Genomic DNA, 25,538 nt, shown 5'->3' on the forward strand with positions numbered 1-25,538 from the left:
TCGCTCCCTCTCGACCCCCGCCATCCAACTCCTGGCCACCGACACTAGGACCTCAACAAAGGTTGAGGGCAAGTCGATTCCGGGCGGCCGCGGATTCCGCCCCGAGCGAACAAGTGCTCAGCCCGCGCATGGCCGGAGCGGATGCGGAGGTACGCCTAGGCTGACATCGTGACCGAGGAGCGGATGCTGGCGGCGCTGCGCACACGGGTCGACGGCGAGGTCGACGCGTCACCGCGGCGGCGCGCGGAGTACTCCTCCGACGCGTCGAACTATCGCGTGCCGCCGACCGCGGTGGTCTTCCCCCGCACCGACTCCGACGTCGCCGAAACCCTGGACTTCGCACGCGAGCACGGCCTGCCGGTCACCGCCCGCGGCGCGGGAACCTCGGTGGCGGGCAACGCGATCGGCCCCGGCCTCGTGCTCGACTTCAGCAGGCACATGAACCGCATCGTGCGCATCGACCCGGACCGTCGAACCGCGCGGGTGCAGCCGGGCGTGGTGCTGTCCGCATTGCAGGCCGCGGCCCGGCCGCACGGACTGCGGCTCGGCCCCGACCCCTCCACGCAGAACCGCTGCACCCTCGGCGGCATGATCGGCAACAACGCCTGCGGTCCGCGCGCCGTCGCGTGGGGCCGTACCTCCGACACCGTTCGTGAGCTGCGCATTCTGGACGGAACCGGAACCGAGCGCATCCTCGCGAACGATCTCGCCGCGGTGCCGGGCCTGCCCGAGTTCACCAGGTCCAACCTCGCGGTACTGCGCACCGAGCTCGGCCGGTTCGATCGGCAGGCGTCCGGCTACGGACTGGAACACCTGCTGCCGGAACGCGGTTCGGCCCTCGCCAAGTCGTTCGTCGGTAGCGAGGGCACCTGCGGGCTGCTGCTCGACGCGGAGGTCGACCTGGTCGAATTGCCGCGCGCCACCGTGCTCACCGTGCTCGGTTACCCGGACATCGCGACCGCCGCCGACGATTGCGCCGCGGTCATGGCGTGCGCGCCGATCGCGGTCGAGGGTATCGACGCCCGCTTGGTCGACGTGGTTCGCACGCACCGCGGCACGGTGCCCGAACTGCCGCGCGGCGACGGTTGGCTGTTCGTCGAGACCACGGGTGCGAGCCCGGCGGAGGCGTTCGCGGTGGCCGAGCGACTGTGCCGGACCACGCACGCGCTGGACGCCCGCATCGTCACCGACACCGCCGCGGTCGCGGCGCTCTGGCGCATCCGCGCCGACGGCGCGGGCCTCGCCGGACGCACCACCGACGGCAGCCCGGCCTGGCCCGGCTGGGAGGATTCCGCCGTTCCGCCCGAGCACCTCGGCGCGTATCTGCGCGATTTCGCCGAACTCACCGCGCAGCACGGAGTCGACGGCCTGCTCTACGGCCACCTCGGCGACGGTTGCATCCACGTGCGCCTGGACCTGCCGATCACCGAAGCGCCGCAACGCTTCCGCGCCTTCGTATTCGACGCCGCCGAACTCGTGGTGCGCTACGGCGGTTCGCTGTCCGGCGAGCACGGCGACGGGCGAGCCCGCTCCGAACTGCTCTCGGTGATGTACTCCCCCGACGCGCTCGCCGCCTTCGCCGGATACAAGACGCTGTTCGACCCCGACGACGTGCTCAACCCCGGCGTGCTCGTCGAGCCACGCCCCGTCGACGCCGACCTGCGCGTCGCGCGTCTGCCGCGGGTCCACGGCGTTGGCGGCTTCGCCTTCCCGCACGACCACGGCGACATCGGCACCGCGGTACACCGGTGCGTCGGCGTCGGGAAGTGCCGCGCCGACAGCTCGGCGGCGGGCGGTTTCATGTGTCCCTCGTACCTGGCGACCGCCGACGAGAAGGACAGCACCCGCGGCCGCGCCCGCGTCCTGCAAGAGGTGGTGCGCGGCGAGCTGCCCTGGTCGGCGCCCGCCGTCGCTGAATCGCTCGACCTGTGCCTTTCCTGCAAAGCCTGCCGCTCCGACTGCCCGGCCGGCGTCGACATGGCGACCTACAAGGCCGAGACCATGTACCGCCGCTACCGCCGCAGGCCACGCCCGCTGGACCACTACGCCCTCGGCTGGCTCCCCCGCTGGCTCCGCCCCGCGAGCCGAATCCCGCGAGCCGCCAACGCGATCGCCGGTATCGACTGGTTGCGCCGGATCGCCCTGCGCACAGCGGGCATCGACCCGCGCCGCGAAATCCCCCGACTGGCCGACCGCCCCTTCCGCCGCACCGAACGGGCCCGAGCTCTGCTGTCGGCCGAACCGCCGACCCCCGCACCCGGCAATGTACCGAGCGCCGCCCCCGTCCTGAGCGCCGACGCCGCCCCACTCACCACCTCGAGCACCACGGTCGAACGCGGCGATTCATCGAGCGGCGACCCCGTATCCCGAGCCGACGTCCTCCTCTGGATCGACACCTTCAGCGATGCCTTCGACCCCGACGTCGCCCACGCCGCCGTCGCCTTGATCGAATCGCTCGGCCACCGCGTGCGCATCCCCCGCCGCCGCGTGTGCTGTGGTCTGACCTGGATCAGCACCGGTCAACTCGACGGTGCGCGGGCGAAACTCCGCGCCACCCTCACCGAGCTGGACGCCCACGTCCGCGCGGGCGGCATCGTCGTCGGACTGGAACCTTCGTGCACCGCGGTCCTGCGCGCCGACCTCCCCGAACTCCTCGCCGACGACCCGCGCGCCGCGCCCACCGCGGCGGCCGTCCGCACGCTCGCCGAGTTCCTGCTCGAACACCCCGACTGGCATCCGCCGCGGCGGCCGGACAGCCGAGTGGTCGTCCAGCCGCATTGTCACCAGCATTCGGTGCTCGGCTTCGCCGCGGATCGCCGGATCTTGGCGGGCACCGGCGCGCAGGTGACGGAGATCACCGGATGCTGCGGGCTCGCGGGCAATTTCGGCATGCAGAAAGGCCACTACGACATTTCGGTCGCGGTGGCCGGTAATGGTCTGCTGCCCGCGCTGCGCGAGGCGCCCGACGACGCGGTATTCCTCGCCGACGGTTTCTCCTGTCGCACCCAGAGCGCCGAACTGACCGGCCGCCCCGGCCTGCACCTGGCGCAATTCCTCACGGGCGAGTGACTATGGCTCGGCCCCGGCGATTCCACCCGCGGCCGCGCCATTGGCCAGCGGATGGTGGTCGGCCGCATTGTGAACGCCGCAAACCGATTGGCCTGTTTGTCACAGCTTCGACCGGGCTGGGTGCGCTCCCCGCACCGGAAGCGCGGAGAATGTATCCGTGCGCGAACAGATGGCAACGGCCGCGCGGTCCGGCCTGGCTCGAACGGTGACGTCCGACCGGCCGATCGATCTGGCGCACACTCTCGCGCCGCTGCGCCGCGGTACCGGCGACCCCTGCCACCGGGTGACCGCCGACGGAGCGCACTGGCGCGCTTCCCGGATGCCGAGCGGTCCGGTGACCTACCGGCTCGTCCAGGGCGATCGGTGTTCGGTGCGGGCCCAGGCCTGGGGTGCGGGAGCGGCCGAATTCCTCGACCGGCTCGATCACATGCTGTGCCTGGACGAGGACCTGTCCGGCTTCGCTCCCGAGCACCCCAAGCTGGCCGAGGCGCACCGCCGCTTCCCCGGTCTGCGCATGCTGCGCACCGGCCTCGTCCTGGAATCGCTGGTGCCCGCCGTGCTCGAGCAGAAGGTGCACACCATCTCGGCGCGCGCCTCCTGGCGAAAACTGGTGCGCGAGTTCGGCGAACCCGCGCCGGGGCCCGCGCCGGACGGGCTGCGCCTACCACCGGACGCCGAGACTTGGCGGCGCATCCCGTCCTGGACCTACCACCGCGCCAACGTCGGACCGCAACGCGCGCAGACCATCGTGCGCGCGGCGCGGCTCGCGGAATCGCTGGAGCGCACCGCCGACCAGGATCCGGCCGAGGCGGCGCGGCGTCTCTGCTCGGTGCCGGGTATCGGCGTGTGGACGGCCGCCGAGACCGCCCAGCGCGCCTACGGCGACGCCGACGCGCTCTCGGTCGGCGACTACCACCTGGCCGCCGTGGTCGGCTGGACACTGCTCGGACGCCCGATCGACGACGAGGCGATGGTCGAATATCTCGAACCCCTTCGCCCGCACCGCTACCGGGCCATCCGGCTGCTGGAGATCAGCGGCCAAGCCCACAAACCGAAATTCGGTCCGCGCACCCCGCTCACCGATCACACCTGGCACTGAAGGTCACCTTTGGTCAGTCACACGCTGTGAAGGTGACATTCAGTCGGGATCACAATTGCAGTGCCCGCTCGTCCAAGACGCATTTGCCCGATTCGACCAGGGTGGTCCGGGCCCGGCGGCGCACCAGGCACTGGTCGACGGTGCAGTCGATGTGCAATTGCATTGCCGCGTGCGCCTGTTCGTCGGTCATCACGCCGGGGTCGCTACCGCAGACCAGCAGACCGGCGACGTGCATGTTCAGATTCGTCAGTTGCATCAGGCGACCCCAACCCGCTCGCGGGTGGCGCCGAGTAGTCGGGAGCGCCGTGGGGCGGGCCGTTCGTCCCACGGCGCGAGGTGCACCGCCAGGCCGACCGCCTCGAGCGCGGTGAGCCCCACCTCGTCGGCCAGCTCGCCGACGGTGTCGAGGAGGCTTGGCACCACCTCGGCAACCCGCAGCGCCGCAACCGCTTGCGCGCAAGTGAGGGTGCGTCCGGGCAGATAGGAAACCACCCAGCTCTCCTGCCCTACGCTGCGCGCTCGATGCGGTGTCAGATCGCTGGTCATCAACGACGACCCTATGACTTGTACGGCCATGACTCCTCGTTCCTGCGTGCGGTTTACGGTGCCGCGCTCGATCCGAGCACACTTCCAGCACACCACCGAGGCGGCCCCGACACGGCGTCCTTCGTGGATATCCAAAGATTTCGCGCGAATTCCCAGCACGAAATCCAGCCGGGAGGGCAGGATTCTCCATAGTGGACGAAGAAGTCCGCGATCGACGTTCGACAACGCCACAGCAGAGCCACACGAAGCCCCATTGCCCTTATTGCCCAAGCGAAGTCACGGGGAACCGAGCTTGTGGGTACGCCCCTGATCGCCTCGGGTGAGGAGTCCGAGCACAGAACGGAGCGTACTGTGTCAGCGAGTTCGGCGAGAACAGCAGCGAATTCGGAGCGCGCGGCCTCGGAGACGCACCGCACGCCCGCGGCCTCCGACAACGGCTCGTCCACCCTACCGCGCCGCCAATTGGGGCGATACCTCAGGGACTGGCGTACCCAGGCCGGGCTCACCATCGCCGAGGCCGCCCGCCTGATGGAGTGGGGCGCCAGCACTTTACAACGGCTGGAGAAGGGCCAGGCCGACCGCATCCGCACCATCGACATCCAGGAGCTGTGCCGCATCTACGGCATCCCCGACGAACTCTGCGACGGGCTCAAGGGCTTGGCGCAGCAGGCGGCGGTCAAGAGCTGGTGGCACGCCTTCGGTGACCTGATCCCCGAAAACTTCGACGTCTATGTCGGTTTGGAGGCCTCGGCCCGCGAGCTCCGCTCCTACCAGTCCGAACTCGTGCTGGGGTTGCTGCAGACCCCCGACTACACCAGGGCGCTCAACCGGCTCTGCTACCCCGACGACACCGAGGACGAGATCGAACGGCGCGTCCAGCTGCGCACGCAGCGCCAAGCTCTCGTCACCCGACGGGTCTCGCCCGCCACCGTGGACGTGGTGTTGCACGAGTCGGTGTTGCACCGCTCGGTGGGTGGCTCGAAAGTGATGGCGGCGCAGCTACGTCATCTTGCCGATTTCAGCACCAGACCCAATGTCTCCCTGCGTATCCTGCCGTTCGCGGCCGGCGTCCCGCTCGGCGATTCCACGGGTCCGTTCACCGTTCTAGGGTTCGGCACCGACAGCAAGGGACATCAGGTAGAGCCTCCGGTGGTGTACGTAGAGGGTTTCACCGGAGACCTCTACCTCGAAAGACCGGCCGATGTTGAGCGTTACCACCTGGCACACGAGTGCCTCCAGCGCTCTGCGCTGGATATCCAACCCAGTAGACATCTGCTTCGGCAGTTAGCGAAGGAGTGTGCGGCATGAGGACGGAACTCGTCGGCGCGACTTGGATCAAGAGCACCCGTTCCGGCAGCAGGGACTGCGTGGAAGTGGCCTTTCTGCCCGGTGGGCAGGTCGGCGTCCGCGACAGCAAGAACCCGGAGGGCCCGGCCTTGATCTTCACGCCCAGCGAGTGGGACGCCTTCTCCGCGGGGGTGGCGGACGGCGAATTCGCACGCCCGTGAACATCTCTGGCGAATTGGTGAACGACAAGCTCGGCGCGGCCGTGGATCTGGCCGCCGCCGAGTGGCGTGGCGCGAACGGCGCGGGATCCCAGGGCGTTCAGGTGGCGCTGCTCGCGGCGGGCTATGTCGCTCTGCGCAGCGCCGAGGACCCCGACGGTCACGTGCTCGTCTTCACCCCGGGGGAATGGGCGGCCTTCACCGCCGGCGTGAACGACGGGGAATTCGAGCTACCGTGAGGTTCGACGGCCCGGCCCGGCGGCGTGTGATCCCGCCCGGCCGGGCCGTGGCGTATCCGGCGCTGTGATCATCTCTGCGGGGAAGATCACGAAACGGAGCAGATTCGACAACGAATACACGTTTACCCGAGCTGCGCACGGGTAGCCCATAATTCGTGGACCGCGGGTTGAAGAACCCCCCACCTCGGTACAAGAAGTTGCGGCCGGGCGATTGGGTGGAATGGCTGATCGTCGCGCTGCTTTTCGCGGTGTCATCGGTGGGCGTGTATGTACTCACCAGCTCACTGCTGTCGGCCTTGTTCGTCGGTGTGCTGGTGTGGCTGGTCGCCATCGGCGTCGTCGCGATGCTGTGAACGGGTGCGCCGGCCGGCCGGGTGCGAACCCGGCCGGTTGACATCCGCCCCTCAGCGTCGAAAGAGCTTGTTCCCCAACCAGACCAGCGGATCGTACTTGTTGTCGACGACCCGTTCCTTGAGCGGGATCAGCGCGTTGTCGGTGATCTTGATGTGCTCCGGGCACACCTCGGTGCAGCACTTGGTGATGTTGCACAGGCCGAGGCCCTGGTCGTCCTGGGCCAATTCGCGCCTATCGGCCACGTCGAGCGGATGCATCTCGAGCTCGGCGATGCGCATCAGGAAGCGCGGACCGGCGAAGGCCTGCTTGTTCTCCTCGTGGTCGCGCACCACGTGACAGGTGTTCTGGCACAGGAAGCATTCGATGCACTTGCGGAACTCCTGCGACCGCTCCACATCCACCTGTCGCATCCGGTAGTCACCGGGCTTCAGGTCCGGTGCCGGAGTGAACGACGGGATCTCCCTGGCCTTCTCGTAGTTGAACGACACGTCCGTCACCAGGTCGCGGACCACCGGGAAGGTGCGCATCGGCGTCACGGTGATCAGCTCGTCCGGCTCGAAGGTGGACATGCGGGTCATACAGAGCAGGCGCGGACGCCCGTTGACCTCCGCGGAGCAGGAACCGCACTTGCCCGCCTTACAGTTCCACCGCACCGCTAGATCGGGCGCCTGGGTGGCCTGCAGCCGGTGGATGATGTCCAGCACCACCTCGCCCTCGTTCACCTCGACGGTGAAATCCTCGAGCGCGCCACCATCGTGATCGCCGCGCCACACGCGGAATCTGGCGTCGTAACCCATTGCTACGCCTCACCTTCCGTGGCCGAAACCGAACCGTCCGGGTGCCCGGCGAGTTCGGCGGAGTTGTAATACTTTTCGAGTTCGGTGAGGTCGAACAGCGCGAGCAGGTCATCGCGCATCGGCACCTGGTCTTCGGGCGTCACCCGCACCCTCGGCACATCGGCCGACGCGTCGTCCGGGTCGATCGCGCAGACCAGCAGTTTGTTGCGCCAGGCCGGGTCCATCGACGGGAAGTCGTCGCGGGTGTGCCCGCCGCGGCTCTCGGTGCGCAGCAGCGCCGCCTGCGCCACGCACTCGCTGACCAGCAACATGTTGCGCAGGTCGAGGGCGAGATGCCAGCCCGGATTGAACTGCCGGTGCCCCTCCACGGTGACGTGCGCGAAGCGTTCCCGCAGCACGCCGAGTCGTTCGATGGCCTGCTCCAGCTCGTGCTCCTTGCGGATGATGCCGACCAGATCGTTCATCGCCTGCTGCAGATCCGTGTGCAGGGTGTAGGGGTTCTCCCCCGCCCCGTCGGCGGGTGGATCGAACGGCGCCACAGCCGCTTTCGCCGCCGCAGCGATGTCGGCGTCGGCCACCGCGGGGTGTTCGGTCAGCTGTTCCACGTACATCGCCGCGCCCAACCCGGCCCGGCGACCGAAGACCAGCAGGTCCGACAGCGAGTTGCCGCCGAGCCGGTTCGAGCCGTGCATGCCGCCGGAGCATTCGCCCGCCGCGAAGAGCCCGGGCACCGTCGCCGCACCCGTGTCCGGGTCGACCTCGATGCCGCCCATCACGTAGTGGCAGGTCGGCCCGACCTCCATCGGCTCCTTGGTGATGTCGACGTCGGCCAGCTCCTTGAACTGGTGGTACATCGAGGGCAGCCTGCGCCGGATCTCGTCGGCGGGCAGGCGCGAGGCGATGTCGAGGTAGACGCCGCCGTGCGCGGTGCCGCGGCCCTCCTTGACCTCGGAGTTGATGGCGCGCGCCACCTCGTCGCGCGGGAGCAGGTCGGGCGTGCGGCGGGCGGAGTCGTTGTCCTTCAGCCACTGATCGGCCTCGGCCTCGGTCTCGGCGTACTGGCCCTTGAACACCGAGGGGATGTAGTCGAACATGAACCGCTTGTCGTCGGTGTTCTTCAGAACGCCGCCGTCGCCGCGCACGCCCTCGGTGACCAGGATGCCCTTCACACTGGGCGGCCAGACCATGCCGGTCGGGTGGAACTGCAGGAACTCCATGTTGATCAGCGTCGCCCCGGCACGCAGCGCGAGCGCGTGACCGTCACCGGTGTACTCCCAGGAGTTCGAGGTGACCTTGTACGACTTGCCGATGCCGCCGGTCGCCAGCACCACCGCGGGCGATTCGAAGAGCACGAACTTGCCCGATTCGCGCCAGTAGCCGAACGCGCCGGAGATCCGGTCGCCGTCCTTGAGCAACTCGGTGATGGTGCACTCGGCGAACACCTTGATCCGCGACTCGTAGTCGCCGGTCTCCGCGTGATCCTCCTGCTGCAGCGAGACGATCTTCTGCTGCATGGTGCGGATGATCTCGAGACCGGTGCGGTCGCCGACGTGCGCGAGGCGGGGGTAGGTGTGGCCGCCGAAGTTGCGCTGGCTGATCCGGCCGTCGGCGGTCCGGTCGAACAGCGCGCCGTAGGTCTCCAGTTCCCAGACCCGATCCGGCGCCTCCTGGGCATGCAGTTCCGCCATGCGCCAGTTGTTGAGGAACTTGCCTCCGCGCATGGTGTCCTTGAAATGGGTTTGCCAACTGTCCTTTTCGTTGGCGTTGCCCATCGAGGCGGCGCAGCCGCCCTCGGCCATGACGGTGTGCGCCTTACCGAACAGGGACTTGCACACCACCGCGACGGAGAGCCCGTGTTCGCGGGCCTCGATCACCGCGCGCAGTCCGGCGCCACCGGCACCGATAACGACGACGTCGTACTTGTGCCGTTCCACTTCTGGCATTGCCGCGAGTACTCCTGAGTCGAGCGGTCAGTTGATGAACCGCAGGTCCGAAATGGTGTTGCTGGCCACCAACATCACGTAGAAGTCGGTCAGCACGAGGGTGCCGAGCGTGGTCCACGCCAGCGCCATGTGTCGGGTGTTCAGCTTGGACACCTGGGTCCAGAACCAGTACCGCACCGGGTGGGCCGAGAAGTTCTTCAACCTGCCGCCCGCGATGTGCCTGCACGAGTGGCACGACAGCGTGTAGGCCCACAGCAGGATCACGTTGCCGAGCAGAACGATGTTGCCGAGGCCGAAGCCGAACCCGCCGTCCTTGCCGTGGAAGGCGATCACCGCGTCGTAGGTGTTGATCAGCGAAACCACCAGCGCCACATAGAAGAAGTAGCGGTGCGAGTTCTGGATGATCAGCGGCAGCCGGGTCTCGCCGGTGTACTTGGCGTGCGGCTCGGCGACGGCGCAGGCGGGCGGGGAGAACCACACCGACCTGTAGTAGGCCTTGCGGTAGTAGTAGCACGTCAGGCGGAAGCCCAGCAGGAAGGGCAGCACCACGAAGCCCAGCGGAATCCACATCGGCAGTTCGCCGAAGGGTTCGCCGAAGTGGCTGGAGCCCGGGACGCACGAGGCGCTCAGGCACGGTGAATAGAACGGCGTCAGGTAGTGGTAGTCCGGCACCCAATATGCCGTTCGCGCAAACGATCTGACGGTCGCGTAGATGACGAAGGCGGCCAGTCCGAGCACGGTGACCAGCGGCGGCACCCACCAGCGGTCGGTGCGTAGCGTGCGCTCGGCGATACGGGCCCTGGTCTTGCTGAAAACGCCGGTCCCCTGCTCGGGGGTGGCGGTCGGTGCGGCACTCACAGGTGGATGCCTCGCTGATCTGCTCTGCGGACGGTGATCGATACCGACCGCGATCCAATGTGATGCTGAGCACCATACGACACGCCAGCTATGGCTCGAGCGCGGTCCCGGCAATCCCGACCCGCGTGGCCTCCTATGATTTGCGCCACACAGCGGCCTCGCGCGCGTCTCCATTCCGGCGGCGCGGTAAACAATTCGAACTTCGCTCGGCGAGAACGATATTCACACCGGACGGCCCGCTGGATTCGCTGACGCCGAATTTCGGTCCTGATCCTGAGACGGACGACGATGCGCGCGGCGGCGGGATCGGCGGGTGCCGGAGGATCTGGGCACAGGTACGGCGTCGCGGCTGCTCCCGCGGTGTTCCGCGAGGTGCGGGCGTCGCTCGAGTCCGGCGCGTCGAGCGGGACCGCTTTCGCTTCGGCCTCGATGGCATCCGGTTACGAGCGTGCCGCCCGTACCGACAGCGGCGCCCGTCCGCGATTACGGACGAGCGCCGCTGGGTGTTTGCTATTTCGTACGCGGCCGGGAGTGGAAACCTAGGCCTTCGTCCTGCGCGCCCATCCACGCCGCCTCGTCGGACTTGCTGTCCGGGACGTAGATGGTCTCCTGCGGTCGGCGGGTCACCTCGGGCGGCGGTGACTGCTCGAACTCGTCGGCGTCGATGACGAGCCGTTCGAGGTCGTTCTCCAGCCGCCGCACCGTGTTCGCGTCGCCATAGTGGGAGCGCAGTGCGCCGATGGATTGCCGGAGCTGGTTGACCGCGTAGCGCAGTTCCGCGATGTCGCTGCGTGTCATCGTTACCTCCTGTGTTCCTCGGTGGCCGTGCGATCCCGGTCGGCACCTACGGTTCCGGAGATCTCCCCAGGGCCGCACCCCACCGAGTCGTGTGACCCACCACACAACGTGATCTACAACACAGTACAGAAAGATTCCCGAACAAGCTCGTGCGATTCGGGATTCTCAGATTTGCGGATAGATTGCCCGCATCTTCGGGGGATGGTTCCAGCGTGCGTGCTCCCGCGGCGGTTCGCAACCGCAGGGCGATATTCGAGCCGGCTCAGCTCGCCGCGGCGTACTCGGGGCCGGGCGTGGTCATCGTTCCCGAGGCACGGTTCACCAGCGCGACGATCGACAAGGCGACCTCCTCGGCACGCTCCAGGATGACGCTGTGACCCGCGCCCTCGATCCGCACCAGTTCGGAGTTGGTGAGCTGGGAGGCGAGCAGCACCGAGTGCGCGAACGGCACGACGATGTCGGCCGAGCCGGCCAGCACCAGCGCCGGAATGCCGCCGAGCCGGTGCAGCGAGGCGGTCTCGTCGAAGGTGATCAGCGAGCCGAGGAAGCTGGACATGGTCAGCAGCGGCGTCTCGTTGAGCATGGCCGTGGCGACGGCGATCATCCTCGGGTTGATCTTCCTGGTGCCGAAGCTCGCCTCGCGCATGATCGGCTCGAAGATGCGGCGGGAGAACTGCTTCGACGCCTGCATGACCCGCGGCGCGCGCACCACCGCCGCCTGCAGCGAGGTGACGGCGTACCGGTGCAGGAGCCTGCCGATGCCCACCTCGTTGAGTCCGTTGGCGATGCCCGCGATCAGCCCGACGCCGAGCACCTTCGTGCCGATGGCCTCGGGGAACAGCCGGGCGTAGGCGAGTACCACCATCGCGCCCATCGAATGCCCGACCAGCACCACCGGGCCGGTCGCCGCGATGGTGCGCAGCACGGCGTCGAGATCGTGGCCGAGTTGGTCGATGGTGTAGGTCGACGGGTCGGCGACGCCGGACTCGCCGTGGCCGCGGTGGTCGTAGAAGACCATCCGTACGCTGTCGCCCCACTCGCGCGTCAGCTCTTCGCGCAGGAAGGTCCACGATTCGGTGCGCAGGCAGTGCCCGTGCACGAACACGACGGTGAGCGGCGCGTCGTCGGCGCCGAAGGTGCGGACCGAGATCGGGACACCGTCATCGGCCGACACCGTCACACGGTGGCCGTCGTGATCGGCGGCGCGGCGGGCGATGGTCGACATGAGATTCTCCTGCCGGGCACCTGGTCGGAGCGTCTTGCCAGGATGTCGATATCCATTTCCGCGCCGTTAACCGCCCATACCGGACGTTATGGACACGTTGTCCAACCGAGGCCGCCGGTCGATCACGCCGGTCGGTGCGACCGGACGAAGGCCGCGTTCGGCGGGAGCGCGGGCGGATGATCGCCTGGCTCGCGGTCGCTTCGCCGGAGAATCTACGGGAAGCTAGTCGGATTGCTAGATACGAGTAGATCTTGATCGACAGGTCGCTCGCGACCCTGCTATTCGGCGGTCTATCGAACCTCCTAGAACTCGGTAGATTCCCTTACCGCGCTCGCGAGTTCGGTAATCTAACGGTTTCTAGCGGATCTGCCATATATGGGCAGATTCGCATAACGGTGCCACTTGGTCATCGAGCACCGCCCCACGTCTGTGCTCACGCAGCACTTGCATGACGCCCGGTGGGGACGGCCCACCGGGCGCACGCCCCGCTCGCTACGGGCTGGCGTGGGTCTTCGTCGACGGCAGGAACGGCCGCAGCAGATTCGTCTCCGTGGACGGACCGATCTGCCATTCGGCGATCCACGGCCCCGTGCCCTCGCTCGGGTCGATGACGCCGTCCTCCAACCACGTGTACCGCCCGTCCAGCACGCCCCTGGTGAGGGTGCGGTCCTCGTCGTCGGTGTTCTCCCAGAGCCGGTCGAAGAGCTCGCGCACCCGGATGCGCGATTGGCGGCAGAACGTATCGGCGAGTTCGACGGCCGCGTGGCCCTCCGGCTCACCGGTGGCGCGCTGGGCTTCGGCCCGGACGCACGCCGCCGACATGGCGAACAGCTCGGCGCCGATGTCGACGATGCGCCCGAGGAAGTTCTGCCGGTACTCGAGGCCGGCCTGCCAGCGCGCCATGCCGTACATCAGCGAGCGCGCCTGCTTGCGGGAGGTGCGTTCGACGAACCGCAGATGCCTTGCCAGCGGACCGAATTCGGCGTAGGTACCGGTGACGGTGCCCGCGCCGACCGCGAGCTGCGGGAACCACTTGGCGTAGAAACCGGTGGCGCCGACGGCGGCCTTGGCCTTGTCCTTGAACTCGGCCTTGCGGTCGACGAGCGCGCCCGCGGCGGCCATGTGCGCGTCGGCCATCTCGCGGGCGATCAGCAGCCGCATGATCTCGCTGGAGCCCTCGAAGATCCGGTTGATGCGCAGGTCGCGCAGCAGCTGTTCGGCGCCGACCGCCCGCTCACCGCGCGCGGCGAGCGACGCGGCGGTCTCGTAGCCGCGTCCGCCGCGGATCTGCACCAGCTCGTCGGCGATCTTGCAGCTCATCTCGCTGGCCCACAGCTTGGCGAGCGCGGCCTCGATGCGGATGTCGTTGCGGTCCTCGTCGCACATGGTCGCCGAGAGATCGAGCGCCGCCTCCAGCGCGTAGGTGGTCGCGGCGATGAACGAGATCTTCTCGCCGACGGCGGCGTGCTCGCCGACCGGCCTGCCCCACTGCACGCGCTGGGCGCTCCACTCCCTGGCGATCTTCAGCGACCATTTCGCGGCGGCGGTGCACATCGCGGGAATGGCGAGCCGCCCGGCGTTCAGCGTCGTCAGCGCGATCTTCAGGCCGTCGCCCTCCCTGCCGATCAGGTTGCGCTTCGGCACGCGCACGTTGTGCATCCGCGTGACGCCGTTCTCGATGCCGCGCAGACCCATGAACGCGTTGCGGCGCTCGACCGTGATTCCCGGGGTGTCGGCCTCGACGACGAACGCGGAGATGCCGCCGCGGTGCCCTTCGCTCTTGGGCACCCGCGCCATCACCACGAGCAGTTCGGCGACGACGCCGTTGGTGGTCCAGAGCTTCACGCCGTTCAGCTCGTAGGCCTCGCCGTCGGCGGTCGGGGTCGCCGTGCTCGCCATGCGGGCCGGGTCGGAACCGACATCGGGTTCGGTGAGCAGGAACGCGCTGACCGCGCCCGCCGCGCAGCGGGGCAGGAACTCGGCCTTCTGCTCGGGGGTGCCCGCCAGCTTGAGCGGTTCCGGCACGCCGATGGACTGGTGCGCCGAGAGCAGCACGCCGAGGCTGGGGTGCGCCGAACCGACGAGCATCAGCGCGCGGTTGTAGCCGTACTGGGTCAGGCCCTGGCCGCCGTAGGACTCCGGGATCTTCAGGCCGAAACAGCCGAGCTCGGCGAAGCCCTTGACGTATTCGTCCGGGATGCGGCCCTCGGCCTCGATCACCGAGCCGTCGATGCTCTCGCAGAGTGGCCGCAGCCGCGCCAGGTAGGCCTCGGTGCGTGCGGCCTCCTCGGCGCCCGGCCGGGGGTACGGGTGAATCAGATCGAGCCGGAACCGTCCGAGAAACATCTCCTTGGCGAACGACGGTTTGGCCCAACTGGTTTCGCGGGATTCCTCGACTAGTGCGCGAGCCTGTTCTTCGGTGGCGTCGACTTTCGCGGCAGTCGCCATGGTGTCCTCCTCGGACGTGATCAGAATCACATTCGAGTGTAGAAAAGTCGGTTACTCACCGGTAGGGATATGGGCCGATCGATATCTATCGATTTCTAATGATCTTGATAGAGAGCCAGGGCGTATCAATGGCCGCGCATCACACGCTGCGCAGATAGCGGCCGAAATGCGGGACCGTGAAGCCGATCGTGCCGCGCTCGGCCGAGTAGATCAGCCCCTTCTTGATCAGGCCGTCCCGTGCGGGCGAGAGCGAGGCCGGTTTGCGCCCGAGTTCGCTCGCCACCGCGGCGGTCGCGACGGGACCGTCGTCTCCGGACAGATCGGCCATCGCGCGCATGTACTCGCGCTCCGCCGGGGTTGCCCGTTCATAGCGGGAACCGAAGAAGCCAACCGCGAGCTCTTCTTCGGCCGCTGGCGAGGCCACCTCGACGTCCTCGGCGGTGATCGGGCTCTCCGGCGCTTGGTCCCACGCCGCCTTGCCGTACGCCTGCACGAAATAGGGGTAGCCGTCGGCTCTCTCGTACAGCGCGTCCAACGCGTCCTCGGTGAACTTCACCTCCTCGCGCTCGGCGGGCGCGATCAGCGCCTGGTCGGCCGACTCCCGGTCCAGGCGATCGATCCGGTGGTAGCTGAACAGACGCTCCGAGTAGCTCTTCGACGCGGACAGCACCGCGGGCAAATGGGGCAAGCCCGCTCCGACGACGATCAAAGGCGCGCCGTCCTGGCTCAATTCGTGGCAGGCGCCGCAGATCGCGGAGATGTCGGCGGCGCCGAGGTCCTGCATCTCGTCGATGAAGATCGCCATGCCGACGCCGATGTCGCTGGCCAGCCCCGCCGCCTCCTTGAGCAACTCCACCAAGTCGATCTCGATGTCGCCGGAGTCGGCGCGGCCCGAGACCGCGGGCACGTCGATGCCGGGCTGCCAGCGTTCCCGCATGCCCTTGTCCGCGGTGGCCCGCAACGCGAAGGCCTTGAGAATGCCGAGGAAGTCGTCGACCCGCTCGGGATTGCGGTGCGCCATGGCGATGGCGCGGGTGGCCATGTGCAGCGCGGAGGAGAGCGGTCGGCGCAGTTCCTGGTCCGGCCGCGCCTCGATCTTGCCGGTGCCCCAGCCGCGCGAGATGGCGGCCGAACGAAGTTGATTGAGCAAGACCGTCTTTCCGACGCCGCGGAGGCCGGTGAGCATCACGCTGCGTTCCGGCCTGCCCCGCGCGACGCGCTCGAGCACGATGTCGAAGGCCTTCAGTTGCTTGTCGCGCCCGGCGAGTTCGGGCGGGCGCTGGCCCGCGCCGGGTGCGTACGGATTGCGCACGGGGTCCATGCCGACACACCGTAGCGCGTTCGGACACAAGAATCTTCCTATCTCTACCCGATGTCGTAGAGAGGGGTATTTCGCGCTTGTCTTCCGCGTGGAAGTCTTTACGCTTGGGGCGGTTCGGTGAACGGTCCGAGTGGGAACGGAGGAGTCATGTCCGAGGAATCAGCTCCCCATACCACCGCCGAGGTGGTCGAGTCCTGGACCGTGCCGGCCGGAGCGACCCAGGCCGGGCTGATCCGGTCCAACATCCTCGTGGCCATCGAGCAGGGCTACGACGATCCGCAGCTGGTCGCCGATCTCGCGGTCGGTCCGCTGGTCATGGCGCTCGGCAAGCTCGAGGTCGGCCTCGCCGAGGCGCGGCGGCGCATCGAGGAGCTGGAACGAGCGCTCGCCGAGCGCGACGCGCGGTCCTGAACTCGCCAGTCGCGCTTCGTAACACTGTCTCGTGCGCCGAGACCTGGCCGTGACCTGACCGCCTCGGCATCATTTCGCCCGGTCGTCCAGTGAATTCTCACAAGGCCTGGAAAAGGCCACGCTGTGCGCTGGACAACACCGCGCCGACATCGTAATCTCTTCGTGACTTCGTGGAGGGAGTCGCTTCGTAAGAGGAGTGGCGCCATGAAGTCACCGCCTAAACGGCAGTCGGCCCCACCAGGATCCGCCTGTCGTGCCGGGGACCCACAGGTTCGTCTGGGGTGAATCCGCGAAGGCCGCAGGGCCGGAGTGGTAGGGCCGATCTTCCCGGCCCGAACCCGTCAGCTAACCCGGTCGGCGGAAGAGCAGGAAGATCGGAGACTCAGCTCGGTGGGTAAACACAGCTTGCAGCGGGAATCGCGACTGCCGAATTCCGTGAAGGGTGCTCTCGTCATGGGTGCGGTGGCCGCCACCGGCGCGATGCCCGCGGTGCCCGCGATGGCCGCCACGATCAACATTCCCGGCATCGGTGGTTTCGATGTTCCGGTACCCCAAGAGTTCGAGCAGCCGGTCCAGCAGCTCAATCAGCAGCTCCAGCAGGCGCTCGCCGCGCCGCAGGCCGCTGCCCCGCAGCAGGCGCCGCTCGCCGCGCCGCAGTTCCCGAACTTCCAGATGCCCAACCCGTTCCAGGTGCAGAACTCTCCGGGTGACATCGCTCTGGACGCCGCCAAGACCAAGGTCGGCGCCATGTACTCCTGGGGCGCCGCGGGCCCGTCCAGCTTCGACTGCTCCGGCCTGGTGAAGTGGGCCTACCGGCAGGCCGGTATCGAGCTGCCCCGCACCAGCTTCGAACAGTCCCACGTCGGCGCTCCCGTCGCCTTCCAGGACCTGCAGCCCGGTGACATCGTCGTTACCAACGGCGGCGGCCACGTCGGCCTGTACGCGGGCGACGGCAAGCTGCTCAACGCGGTCCAGTCGGGCCAGCCGGTGTCGTACACCCCGCTGCGTCCGGACATGGTGGTCACCGCGCGTCGCATCGTGGAGTGAGAGTCCGCCTCGGACAAGTCCGTCGCTGACTGAGCGCGGCTGGAGCGAAGGCCGACGTACGCATAGGCTGGACCGGTGCCGAAGGGAGAACAGGCTGTCTCGACGCAGGCCAGGGTCGATTCCTGGACCTGGGCGGTGCGCCTGTTCAAAACCCGGTCCGCCGCCGCGGAGGCCTGTCGAGGCGGGCATGTCCGCGTCAACGGCAGCACCGCGAAACCCGCCCAGCCCGTGCGGCCGGGCGACGAGATCCGCATCCGCGCGGGCGGTGTCGAACGCATCGTGATCGTCGAGCGTGTCATCACCAAGCGCGTCGGCGCGCCCGTCGCCGCGCAGTGTCTGATCGACCGCAGTCCGCCCCCGCCCTCCCGCGAGATCCTCGCGACCATGCCGCGCCGAGACCGCGGCTCCGGTCGCCCGACCAAGCGGGAGCGGCGCGAGACGGATCGTCTCCTCGGCCGCACCGAGGACTGACGTTCACGGCGTGGGCCGGTTGCCGATCGTCACCAGGTGCGGAAGCCGGCCCGCGCCGAAGAGCCTGCGGCATTCGCCGCGCCGCAGTTTTCCGCTGGAGGTCTTGGGGATTCCGCCCGGCTCCACGAGCACGACCGAACCCGGCATCACCTCGTGCGCCGTCGCCACCGCGGCCCTGATTCGCCGCGCGATCTCCGCGAGCACGTCGGCTTCGGCGGCGGCCGCGGCGAGTTCCGCGACCACCACCAGATCCTCGCGTCGTCCGTCGTCGTGGCCGAAGGCGGTCACGTGGCCGGGACGCACTTCCGGCGCGTGATCGGTCACCGTCGATTCGATGTCGGACGGGTAGTGGTTGCGGCCGTCCACCACGATGAGGTCGTCGAGCCTGCCCGCGATGTACAGCTGGCCTTCGAAGACGAAGCCGAGATCGCCGGTGCGCAGCCAGCGTTGGGACCGTCTCGCCAGCGTGACGCCGAACGTCTCGTCGGTCGCGGCGTGCCTGCCGAAGTAGCCCCCGCCGACGTTCGGGCCCGCCACCCAGATCTCGCCCACCATCGCAGCGGGCAGCTCGGTTCGGGCGGCCGGATCGACCACCGTGACCCGCTGTCCAGCCGGAAAGCCGCAGCCGACGAGCGGTATTCCGGCGTCGGTCTCGTCGACGATCGCCCTGCCTTCGGCGAGACCCGCCCGATCGAAGCGGTGCGTCACCGGGTCGGCGGCTTGATCACCGATCGTCACCGTGAGCGTCGCCTCCGCGAGGCCGTAACCGGGCGTGTGCGCGGAGTGCCGGAAACCGTTGGCCGCGAACGTCTTCGAGAACAGCTCCAGCACCTCGGCGCGGATCGGTTCGGCGCCGTTGAGCAGCGCGTCGAGGGCGGAGAGATCCAGCTGCTCGCGTTCCTGCGGCGTGGTGCCCGAAACAGCCAGCGCGAGCGCGAAATTCGGGGCGCCCGTGGTGCCCGCCCGGTAGTCGGCGCAGGCGCGCAACCACCGGATCGGGCGCTTGACGAATTCCGTCGGAGCCATGGTCACGCCGAGCACGCCGGAATACAGCGGCAGTGCCAGCGCCAGCACCAAGCCCATGTCGTGGAAGAACGGCAGCCAGGTGACGATGGGTTTGTGTCGCGCGGCGGGCACCGCGGTCCAGAGCTGTCCGAGCGCCGCGCCGAGATTCGCGTGACTCACCTCCACACCGGCGGGCGCCTTGGTCGAGCCGGAGGTGTACTGGAGATACGCGGGCCCGGCGCCGACGGGATCGAGCACCGGATCCGCGGTCTCCGCGGTCGTCGGTTCGGCGGGCAGCCGGTGAATGTGGCCGAGCGCCGCACCCATGCTCGCCTCGGTCGCCGCGTCGCCAGGGGAGAGCAGGCTGAGCGCGGGACGGGAGTCGGCGAGCGCGCCTTCGAGCCGCGCGGTATTGCGCGTGCCGGAGACCGGGAAGAGCGGCACCGCGACGCGATCGGCATAGAGGCAGGCGAGGAAGGCCACCACGTAGTCGAGACCGTGTGCGCACAAGATCGCCACGCGGTCGCCCGGTTCGGTGGCCCCGCGGAGCTGCCGCGCGAGTGCGCCTGCGGCGCGGTGCAGTTGCGCGTATGTCAGGGAACGCGGGTCGCAAGCCGTTCCGCGGTAGCGCAATTCGACGAACGCCTCGGCATCGGGCTTGGTCGCCGCCCACGCAGCGATACGCGCGGCGAGCGGGCTGGGGAATTCGGCTGTCACGATGCCTCGCTGTCGTTCGCGGCGACCCGGTCGGCGAGCGCGGCGCCGAGGGCGGCGATGGTGGGGTGCTGGAAGAGTTCGGCCGTCGAGATCGCGATGCGCAGCCGCGCCTCCAGCGTGCGGCGCACCTCGATGGCGAGCAGTGAGCTGAGACCGAGATCGTTGAAATCATCGGTCGGACCGATCGTTTCGGCCGGAAGGTCCAGGGTGGCGGCCAGGACCCGGCGAATGGCGGCGGCGATCGGCTCCGGTTCGGCCGGTGCGACGCCGTCGGATCGGCGGATCGGGTAACCCAGACCACCGACCGTCGCAGCGGAAACACCGTCCGAATTCGGTGATCTCTCGAAGGCAGACGGTTCGCCGAGGAGCTCGCGCAGCCGGGACGCCACCGGCGACCGGTCGTCGGTCGGCGTGTAGTCCAGAGCGAGCAGATACGGTCCGCGGTACCGCAGGGCCTTGGCCAGCATCGCCGCGCCACGCTCCGCGTCGAGGGCGTTGATCCCCGCACGGCGCAGGTGCTCCGCGCCGCCCGCCGTCGCCGCGAGGCCCGTCGCCCACACTCCCCAGCCGATGCTGAGCACCCGGCGGTCTCCCGCCGCGGCGGCGACCGCGTCCATCGCGGCGTTGGCCGCCGCGTACGCCGCCTGGCCCGGCGCGCCGAAAGCGCCGGTGGCCGAGGAGAACAGGAGCACGAAATCGGTGGGGTCGGCGGCCGTCAGCGCCACCAGGTCGGCGGCGGCGCCTGCCTTCGGCGCGAACATCCTGGCCAGCTGGTCCGCGTCGACGGCCTCGAAGGCGGCGTCCTCCAGCGCGCCCGCGGCGTGCACCACGCCGCGGATGGTGGAACCGCATTCGCGAATGTCGTTGAGCGCGTTGGCGAGGTCGCTGCGATCGGCCACGTCGCAGCCGACGACGACCACGTGGTCCTCGGAGCCGTCCAGCACGGCGGGGACCGGGCGGGGTGAACGCGTCAGCACCACCACGTCGCGCGCGCCGGCGTCCAGCAGCCAGCGCACCGCGACCGCGCCGAGCGCGCCGAGGCCGCCCGTCACCACGTACGTTCCGTCCGGGTCGATCACGATGGGCGGGACGTCCGGCGCGGCAGGGACGAACCGCCGCATCGCCAGTTCGCCTTCGGCCACCGCGAGTTCGGCCGGGTGCGTGTCCTCGGTGATCAGCTCGACGAGCCGGGGCAGCGTGCGCGCATCGGTATCGGACCAGAGCAGCCGCACCGGACGGCCGGATTCGAGCTGGAGCGTCCGGGTCAGCCCGGCCAGGGCGTTGGCGGTGAAGTCGTGTCGTGCTCGTCGCGGAAGCAAGACGGTCAGCGAGCCGATCGCCGGATCGGACTGCGCGCGTTGCAGCAGGTCGAGCACGCGGCCGGCCGCGGTCGTCCCGGCCGCGACTTCGCCGCCTTCGGGCCAGACGAGCACCAGCGCGATGCGCTCGGCGGCGTCGCGCGCCAGCAGCACCGACGCCAGGACGGCGGACGCGGCGTCGGGCTCCCGTGCGATCCGTTCGGTCGGCAGTGTGCGCTCCAGTGCGCGGGAGAGTCGAACGGCGAGATCGGACTCCCCGACCACGAGCGCGCGCCTCGGGTCCGGGGCACGGGACGGGCTCGTTCTCCGCGCCGTTGGTGGATAGATCGTCGCGGCGTCGGTTGGCGAGGTGCCGAGACTTTCGCTCGCTGATCCGGTCTCGAGGATCGGCTGCCACGTTTCCACGCGGAAGACCGGGCGCTCCTCTTCGCCGAAATCCTCGTCGAGTCGCCCGTGATCCATCGACCCGGCGTCCGCGAAACGCACCCGCACGCCGGAGAACGCCAGCACCGGCACGCCGTGCTGATCGGTGCCGACGATGTCGCCGATCAACCCGCGCGCCGTGCGCGCACGGGTGACGGCGTGCGCCTCGGCCACCACCCGCCCCGGCTCGGTGGACACCCACGCCGTATCCATGGCGATGGGCAGCGGGACGAGCCCGTCGGGCAGCGCGTCCGCCGCGGCGGCGAGCAGGTGCAGGCAACCGTCCAGGGTTGCGGCGCTGTGCAATTCGGCGGCGTCGAAATGGCCGATCGCGCACCCTGGCGCGGCGGCGATGGCGCGCAATGGACGAAAGCGCGGACCGTATTCGAGTCCTCGGCGACGCAGCATGTCGTAGAACGAAGCTGCCGCCAGCGGCCGCATCCGGTGCTGGGCGGCGCGATTGGCGTCGACGGCGCGCATCCACGCGACGATGTCCGCGGGGGTCGGTCCGGGTGCGGGCCGCGCCGAGGCGAGCACCATCGCGCCCGCCTGCGCCCGGACGCCCGCGTCGTCGGTGCGGTAGTCGGCGTCGGGAAGCACGGACAGGTCGGCGCGTTCGTGGACGACGAAATCGGCGATCATCCCGGCCGCCGCACTGTGCGCTTGGTGCAGCAGCCTCCGGACCCAGTGCACGGCGGGCACGGTGGGAACGCCACGCACCACATGGTCTTCCAGCGGGCCGGTGCGGAAAGGGATTGCCGTTGAACCGTTACGGAGTCGCGTGATGAGCTCGAATTGGCCGCGCCGCCAACGCCTGCGCGGCGGCGGAACGACGAACGGTCCGCTCGCCGACCAGTCGAGCGCCCGGCCCTCGTCGTACAACCCGGCCAGACAGCGCAGGAAGGCTCCGGCTTCGTCGTCGCGATCGGCGATCGGGTACGTGGCGTCCCGGAATTCCGGATACTCGCGGGCGGCCGGAGCGAGGACGGGGTGCGGCGCGAGCTCCAGCACCGTCGCCAGTCCGTCTGCGGCGGCGCGCTCCAGGGCGGCCGCGAGTTCCACGGTGCCCGAGGCATTCTCGGCCCAGTAGGCCCGATCCAGCGCGGCGGTCGTCAGCACCGCGCCGCGACGGGTCGTGGAGTAGACGGGCGTGTGTGGTGTTCGCGGGGCCAGATCGCCGAGCCCGCCGACGAATTCGGGCAGCACGGGCGAGACCTGCGGACTGTGCGCGGCGAAGTCGACGGCGATGCGCTGCGCGAACATGCCGCGGCGCTTCGCCCGTCGCACGACGGTGTCGATATAGCGCGGCGTCCCCGACACCACCACCGAACGAGGTCCGTTCACCGCCGCGATTCCGACCTCGGTCCGCACCGGCGCGACCAGCCGCGCCGTCTCGTCCGGGGTCGCCTCGAGCAACGCCATCGCACCCTGCCCGTCGAGCGTCGCGAGGGCACGACTGCGCCGCACCGCCACCAGCGCCGCGTCGGGCAGCGTCAACGCGCCGCTCACGGCCGCCGCCGCGATCTCGCCGAGACTGTGCCCCGCCACCGCGTCGGGTCGAATTCCCCAGGACTCCAACAGCTTCGCCGCCGCGACCTGGTAGGCGAAGATCGCGGGCTGCACCAGATCGGTGGCGGCTCGCCCGTCCTCGCCGAGACCGAACCCGTAGCGCGGGGTCCAGACCTTCGGCCCACCGTGCGCCACGATCGCTTCCGTGGCCTCGGCGAGGGCACGTGCGAACACGGGATAGCGCGCCGCCAGCGCCCGCCCCATCCGCGCATGCTGCCCGCCCTGCCCCGAGAACAGGAACAGCACACCGCCGCGCCGCCGGACCGTGCCGGGTCCGGTGATCGCGGGACCGCTCTCGCCGCGCGCCAATGCCCGCAGTCCGGCGACCGCCGTCGCGCGATCGTGCGCGATCACGCTGGCGCGCGCGTTCTCGGGGAGTAGGCGGGCCGCGGCCGCAGCGAGGGGGCGAAGGGCTGCTGTGGCAGTGGAATGGCCTGTTGTCGTGGCGGTTTCGTATTCGCCGGTAGTTCGTGCCGTCGGATCGAGACCGGGAATGCGTTCGGACGTAGTGGTTTCCGCGATGGCGGTCGCGGAACTGCGGCACCATCCGCTCGACGACGCTCGTGCCGTCCGTTCGGTTGCGTCCGCTGTCGCGGCTACCTCGTCAAGTGTTGGTGGGGCAGTCGTGGAGGGCTTGCGATCGAGTACCGGTCGGGTAGGGGTGAGGGGTTCGCCGTCGAGTGCCGGTCGGGTAGCCGTGGGGGATCCGCTGTCGAGTACCGGTCGGGTAGCCGTGAGGGGTTCGCCGTCGAACACCGGCAATTCACCCTCCGAGTCCAACCGCTGCGCCAACGCCAGCGCCTGGATCTGCAAATCGGCAACGTCGCGCCCGGTCACCGGAATCAGCACCGGCGGCTCCTCACCCCGCGACGCCGCCGACTCCGGATACCCGCGCAGCACGACGTGCGCGTTGGTCCCGCCGAATCCGAACGAGCTGACTCCGGCCAGCCGCTCCTCCGGCGCGGCCGTCCAGTCGACCGGCTCCGTCGGCACCCGCAGCCCGCGCTCCGTCAGCTTCAGCAGCGGATTCGGGGCGTCGAAATGGATGGTCGGCGCGATGACGCCGCGGTGGATCGAGAGCGCGGTCTTGATCAACCCGGTCACGCCCGCCGCCGCCTCGAGGTGGCCGAGATTGGACTTCACCGACCCGATCCAGGTTTCCCCGCCCTCGCCGAGCACGGATGCCAACGCGCCGACCTCGACCGCGTCGCCGAGAGCCGTTCCGGTCCCGTGGCATTCGATGTAGCCCGCGCCGCGCGGGTCGAGACCGGCGCGGGACCACGCGGCGCGCAGGGTCTCTCGCTGGGCGCGTCCGTTCGGCGCGTAGAGGCCGTTCGAGCGGCCGTCGGAACCGACCGCAGCCCCGAGGATCTCGGCGTACACCCGGTTTCCCTCGCGCCGCGCGTCCGCGGTGCGCTGGAGGACGAGCACGCCGCACCCGTCGCTGCGCGTGTAGCCGTCGGCCGCGGCGGAGAACGGCTTGCAACGTCCGTCCTCGGCCAGGAATCCACTCTCGGCCAGATAGTCCGAGGTGTGCGGCAGCAGCGTCAGATTCACGCCGCCGACGATCGCGAAGGGCACGGTCTCGTCCGCGAGCAGCCGCAGGGCGATGTCGACCGCCGCGAGAGAGGACGAGCACGCGCTGTCCACCACCAGGCTCGGCCCGTGCAGGTCCAGCGCGTAGGACAGCCGGTTGGCGATGATGCTGAGCGCCGATCCCGTCACCGCGTACGGCGCGTCCTGCTCACCGCCGCCGAGCACCGTGACGCCGTGGTCGTAGCCGCACGCGCCGAACACCACGGCCGCATCGGAACCTCGTGTGCGATAACCGATTCCGGCGTCGTCGAGCGCTTCGACGGAGACTTCCAGCGCGACCCGCTGCTGCGGGTCCATCAGCGCCGCCTCGCGCGCGGAGATGGCGAACCAGTCGTTGTCGAACCACTCGATGTCGTCGAGATAGCCCGCGCGCCTGGTCACCGACCGGCCCGGAGGTGGATCGCCGGTGGCATCGCGCCCGGCCATCAGCAGCCGCCAGAATTCGTCCAGGCCCGCCGCGCCGGGCACCCGGCACGCCATGCCGACGATGGCGACCGATGGCTGCGTGGACGGAGTGCGTGCGGTCATCGCATCGCGAGAAACTCGGCCAACTGCTCGATATCGGGGTGGTCGTACACGGCTTCCAGCGACACCTCGACGCCCATCGCGTCCTCGAGTCGTGCGGTCAGCCGCGCCAGTTGCGTCGAGCTCAGCCCGAGCTCGGCGAACGGCGTTCGGGTGGACACCGCGGCGGGCGCGACGCCGAGTAACTCGGCGATCGCCGTGACGGCGGCGTCGGTGAGCGCGGCACGTCGATCGCGCACACCGGTATGGCCGT

The 25,538-nt window shown here is 69.3% G+C and carries 21 protein-coding genes and 1 riboswitch; of the genes, 9 read left to right on the top strand and 12 right to left on the bottom strand.

Going from position 1 to position 25,538, the window contains the following annotated elements; all coding sequences use genetic code 11:
* The first annotated feature begins 183 nt into the window (after positions 1–183).
* Together FB390_RS06220 and FB390_RS06225 are read left to right on the top strand one after the other, a co-directional pair.
* Positions 184–3,069, top strand: a complete 2,886-nt coding sequence (locus FB390_RS06220) for an FAD-binding and (Fe-S)-binding domain-containing protein (protein WP_141811580.1) — start codon at positions 184–186, stop codon at positions 3,067–3,069.
* A 169-nt stretch (positions 3,070–3,238) separates the two neighbouring features.
* Entirely contained in the window at positions 3,239–4,168 is a 930-nt protein-coding gene (locus tag FB390_RS06225) for a DNA-3-methyladenine glycosylase family protein (RefSeq protein WP_141811581.1), read from the top strand.
* Positions 4,169–4,217: 49 nt separating this feature from the next.
* On the opposite strand, the gene FB390_RS06230 is transcribed toward FB390_RS06225, so the two are convergent.
* Both FB390_RS06230 and FB390_RS06235 read right to left on the bottom strand, forming a co-directional pair.
* On the bottom strand, positions 4,218–4,424 hold the full coding sequence (locus tag FB390_RS06230) for a hypothetical protein (RefSeq protein ID WP_141808090.1): 207 nt from the start codon (positions 4,422–4,424) through the stop codon (positions 4,218–4,220).
* A complete protein-coding gene (locus FB390_RS06235; RefSeq protein ID WP_425465847.1) occupies positions 4,424–4,714 on the bottom strand; it encodes a hypothetical protein in 291 nt (96 codons plus the stop codon). Before FB390_RS06235 ends, FB390_RS06230 begins: the two co-directional genes overlap by 1 nt.
* A 462-nt stretch (positions 4,715–5,176) precedes the next feature.
* Between FB390_RS06235 and FB390_RS06240 the strand changes: the two genes are divergently transcribed.
* The 4 genes from FB390_RS06240 to FB390_RS06255 all read left to right on the top strand — a co-directional run bounded on the left by FB390_RS06240 (position 5,177) and on the right by FB390_RS06255 (position 6,811).
* Positions 5,177–6,022: a helix-turn-helix domain-containing protein gene (locus FB390_RS06240; protein ID WP_246124248.1), complete on the top strand. Its 846-nt coding sequence runs from the start codon at positions 5,177–5,179 to the stop codon at positions 6,020–6,022.
* Positions 6,019–6,222, top strand: a complete 204-nt coding sequence (locus FB390_RS06245) for a DUF397 domain-containing protein (protein ID WP_067792543.1) — start codon at positions 6,019–6,021, stop codon at positions 6,220–6,222. The genes FB390_RS06240 and FB390_RS06245 overlap by 4 nt, the downstream gene beginning before the upstream one ends.
* Positions 6,219–6,458, top strand: coding sequence for a DUF397 domain-containing protein (locus tag FB390_RS06250; RefSeq protein WP_246123879.1), 240 nt, complete (start codon positions 6,219–6,221; stop codon positions 6,456–6,458). Before FB390_RS06245 ends, FB390_RS06250 begins: the two co-directional genes overlap by 4 nt.
* Positions 6,459–6,613: 155 nt before the next feature.
* On the top strand, positions 6,614–6,811 hold the full coding sequence (locus tag FB390_RS06255) for a hypothetical protein (protein ID WP_067792544.1): 198 nt from the start codon (positions 6,614–6,616) through the stop codon (positions 6,809–6,811).
* Between the two features lie 51 nt (positions 6,812–6,862).
* Here the strand turns inward: FB390_RS06255 and FB390_RS06260 are convergent, their stop codons facing one another.
* From FB390_RS06260 to FB390_RS06290, 7 genes are all read right to left on the bottom strand, one after another.
* The gene (locus tag FB390_RS06260; RefSeq protein ID WP_141808093.1) at positions 6,863–7,609 is read right to left on the bottom strand and encodes a succinate dehydrogenase/fumarate reductase iron-sulfur subunit; all 747 of its coding nucleotides are present in this window, start codon (positions 7,607–7,609) and stop codon (positions 6,863–6,865) included.
* Between the two features lie 2 nt (positions 7,610–7,611).
* On the bottom strand, positions 7,612–9,552 hold the full coding sequence (locus tag FB390_RS06265) for a fumarate reductase/succinate dehydrogenase flavoprotein subunit (protein ID WP_141808094.1): 1,941 nt from the start codon (positions 9,550–9,552) through the stop codon (positions 7,612–7,614).
* Between the two features lie 27 nt (positions 9,553–9,579).
* Positions 9,580–10,410 carry a hypothetical protein gene (locus tag FB390_RS06270; protein WP_141808095.1) on the bottom strand — a complete coding sequence of 277 codons (831 nt, stop codon included), beginning with the start codon at positions 10,408–10,410 and terminating at the stop codon, positions 9,580–9,582.
* Positions 10,411–10,920: 510 nt separating this feature from the next.
* Positions 10,921–11,208 (bottom strand): hypothetical protein, encoded by a 288-nt coding sequence (locus tag FB390_RS06275; protein ID WP_067792555.1) that lies wholly within the window; start codon positions 11,206–11,208, stop codon positions 10,921–10,923.
* A gap of 262 nt (positions 11,209–11,470) precedes the next feature.
* A complete protein-coding gene (locus tag FB390_RS06280; protein WP_141808096.1) occupies positions 11,471–12,433 on the bottom strand; it encodes an alpha/beta fold hydrolase in 963 nt (320 codons plus the stop codon).
* Between the two features lie 492 nt (positions 12,434–12,925).
* Positions 12,926–14,881, bottom strand: a complete 1,956-nt coding sequence (locus FB390_RS06285; protein ID WP_141808097.1) for an acyl-CoA dehydrogenase family protein — start codon at positions 14,879–14,881, stop codon at positions 12,926–12,928.
* A gap of 139 nt (positions 14,882–15,020) precedes the next feature.
* Positions 15,021–16,202, bottom strand: a complete 1,182-nt coding sequence (locus FB390_RS06290; RefSeq protein ID WP_141808098.1) for an AAA family ATPase — start codon at positions 16,200–16,202, stop codon at positions 15,021–15,023.
* 147 nt (positions 16,203–16,349) lie between these two features.
* On the opposite strand from FB390_RS06290, the gene FB390_RS06295 reads away from it, so the two are divergent.
* The 3 genes from FB390_RS06295 to FB390_RS06305 all read left to right on the top strand — a co-directional run bounded on the left by FB390_RS06295 (position 16,350) and on the right by FB390_RS06305 (position 18,131).
* Positions 16,350–16,613 (top strand): hypothetical protein, encoded by a 264-nt coding sequence (locus tag FB390_RS06295; RefSeq protein WP_141808099.1) that lies wholly within the window; start codon positions 16,350–16,352, stop codon positions 16,611–16,613.
* 204 nt (positions 16,614–16,817) lie between these two features.
* Positions 16,818–16,988: riboswitch (cyclic di-AMP (ydaO/yuaA leader) on the top strand.
* A 15-nt stretch (positions 16,989–17,003) separates the two neighbouring features.
* A complete protein-coding gene (locus FB390_RS06300) occupies positions 17,004–17,660 on the top strand; it encodes a C40 family peptidase (protein WP_425465848.1) in 657 nt (218 codons plus the stop codon).
* A 75-nt stretch (positions 17,661–17,735) separates the two neighbouring features.
* Complete coding sequence (locus FB390_RS06305; protein WP_141808100.1) at positions 17,736–18,131, top strand: RNA-binding S4 domain-containing protein; 396 nt, start codon at positions 17,736–17,738, stop codon at positions 18,129–18,131.
* Between the two features lie 3 nt (positions 18,132–18,134).
* Here the strand turns inward: FB390_RS06305 and FB390_RS06310 are convergent, their stop codons facing one another.
* Genes FB390_RS06310 through FB390_RS06320 form a run of 3 tightly spaced genes read right to left on the bottom strand, consistent with a single transcriptional unit; the run spans position 18,135 to position 25,524 of the window.
* Entirely contained in the window at positions 18,135–19,853 is a 1,719-nt protein-coding gene (locus FB390_RS06310) for a fatty acyl-AMP ligase (RefSeq protein WP_246123880.1), read from the bottom strand.
* Complete coding sequence (locus FB390_RS06315) at positions 19,850–25,288, bottom strand: type I polyketide synthase (RefSeq protein ID WP_141808102.1); 5,439 nt, start codon at positions 25,286–25,288, stop codon at positions 19,850–19,852. Before FB390_RS06315 ends, FB390_RS06310 begins: the two co-directional genes overlap by 4 nt.
* Positions 25,285–25,524 carry an acyl carrier protein gene (locus tag FB390_RS06320; protein ID WP_246123881.1) on the bottom strand — a complete coding sequence of 80 codons (240 nt, stop codon included), beginning with the start codon at positions 25,522–25,524 and terminating at the stop codon, positions 25,285–25,287. Before FB390_RS06320 ends, FB390_RS06315 begins: the two co-directional genes overlap by 4 nt.
* Positions 25,525–25,538 lie beyond the last annotated feature (14 nt).

This window comes from Nocardia bhagyanarayanae (genome assembly GCF_006716565.1).
In the GTDB taxonomy this organism is placed as follows: Bacteria; Actinomycetota; Actinomycetes; order Mycobacteriales; family Mycobacteriaceae; genus Nocardia; species Nocardia bhagyanarayanae.

Bases quoted from the DNA above. Each gene is read 5' to 3' on its own strand.
- FB390_RS06295 (WP_141808099.1), top strand. From the start codon at position 16,350: ATGTCCGAGGAATCAGCTCCCCATACCACCGCCGAGGTGGTCGAGTCC.
- FB390_RS06290 (WP_141808098.1), bottom strand. From the start codon at position 16,202: ATGGACCCCGTGCGCAATCCGTACGCACCCGGCGCGGGCCAGCGCCCG.
- FB390_RS06260 (WP_141808093.1), bottom strand. From the start codon at position 7,609: ATGGGTTACGACGCCAGATTCCGCGTGTGGCGCGGCGATCACGATGGT.
- FB390_RS06280 (WP_141808096.1), bottom strand. From the start codon at position 12,433: ATGTCGACCATCGCCCGCCGCGCCGCCGATCACGACGGCCACCGTGTG.
- FB390_RS06225 (WP_141811581.1), top strand. From the start codon at position 3,239: ATGGCAACGGCCGCGCGGTCCGGCCTGGCTCGAACGGTGACGTCCGAC.
- FB390_RS06265 (WP_141808094.1), bottom strand. From the start codon at position 9,552: ATGCCAGAAGTGGAACGGCACAAGTACGACGTCGTCGTTATCGGTGCC.
- FB390_RS06230 (WP_141808090.1), bottom strand. From the start codon at position 4,424: ATGCAACTGACGAATCTGAACATGCACGTCGCCGGTCTGCTGGTCTGC.
- FB390_RS06285 (WP_141808097.1), bottom strand. From the start codon at position 14,881: ATGGCGACTGCCGCGAAAGTCGACGCCACCGAAGAACAGGCTCGCGCA.
- FB390_RS06315 (WP_141808102.1), bottom strand. From the start codon at position 25,288: ATGACCGCACGCACTCCGTCCACGCAGCCATCGGTCGCCATCGTCGGC.
- FB390_RS06235 (WP_425465847.1), bottom strand. From the start codon at position 4,714: ATGACCAGCGATCTGACACCGCATCGAGCGCGCAGCGTAGGGCAGGAG.
- FB390_RS06245 (WP_067792543.1), top strand. From the start codon at position 6,019: ATGAGGACGGAACTCGTCGGCGCGACTTGGATCAAGAGCACCCGTTCC.
- FB390_RS06220 (WP_141811580.1), top strand. From the start codon at position 184: ATGCTGGCGGCGCTGCGCACACGGGTCGACGGCGAGGTCGACGCGTCA.
- FB390_RS06275 (WP_067792555.1), bottom strand. From the start codon at position 11,208: ATGACACGCAGCGACATCGCGGAACTGCGCTACGCGGTCAACCAGCTC.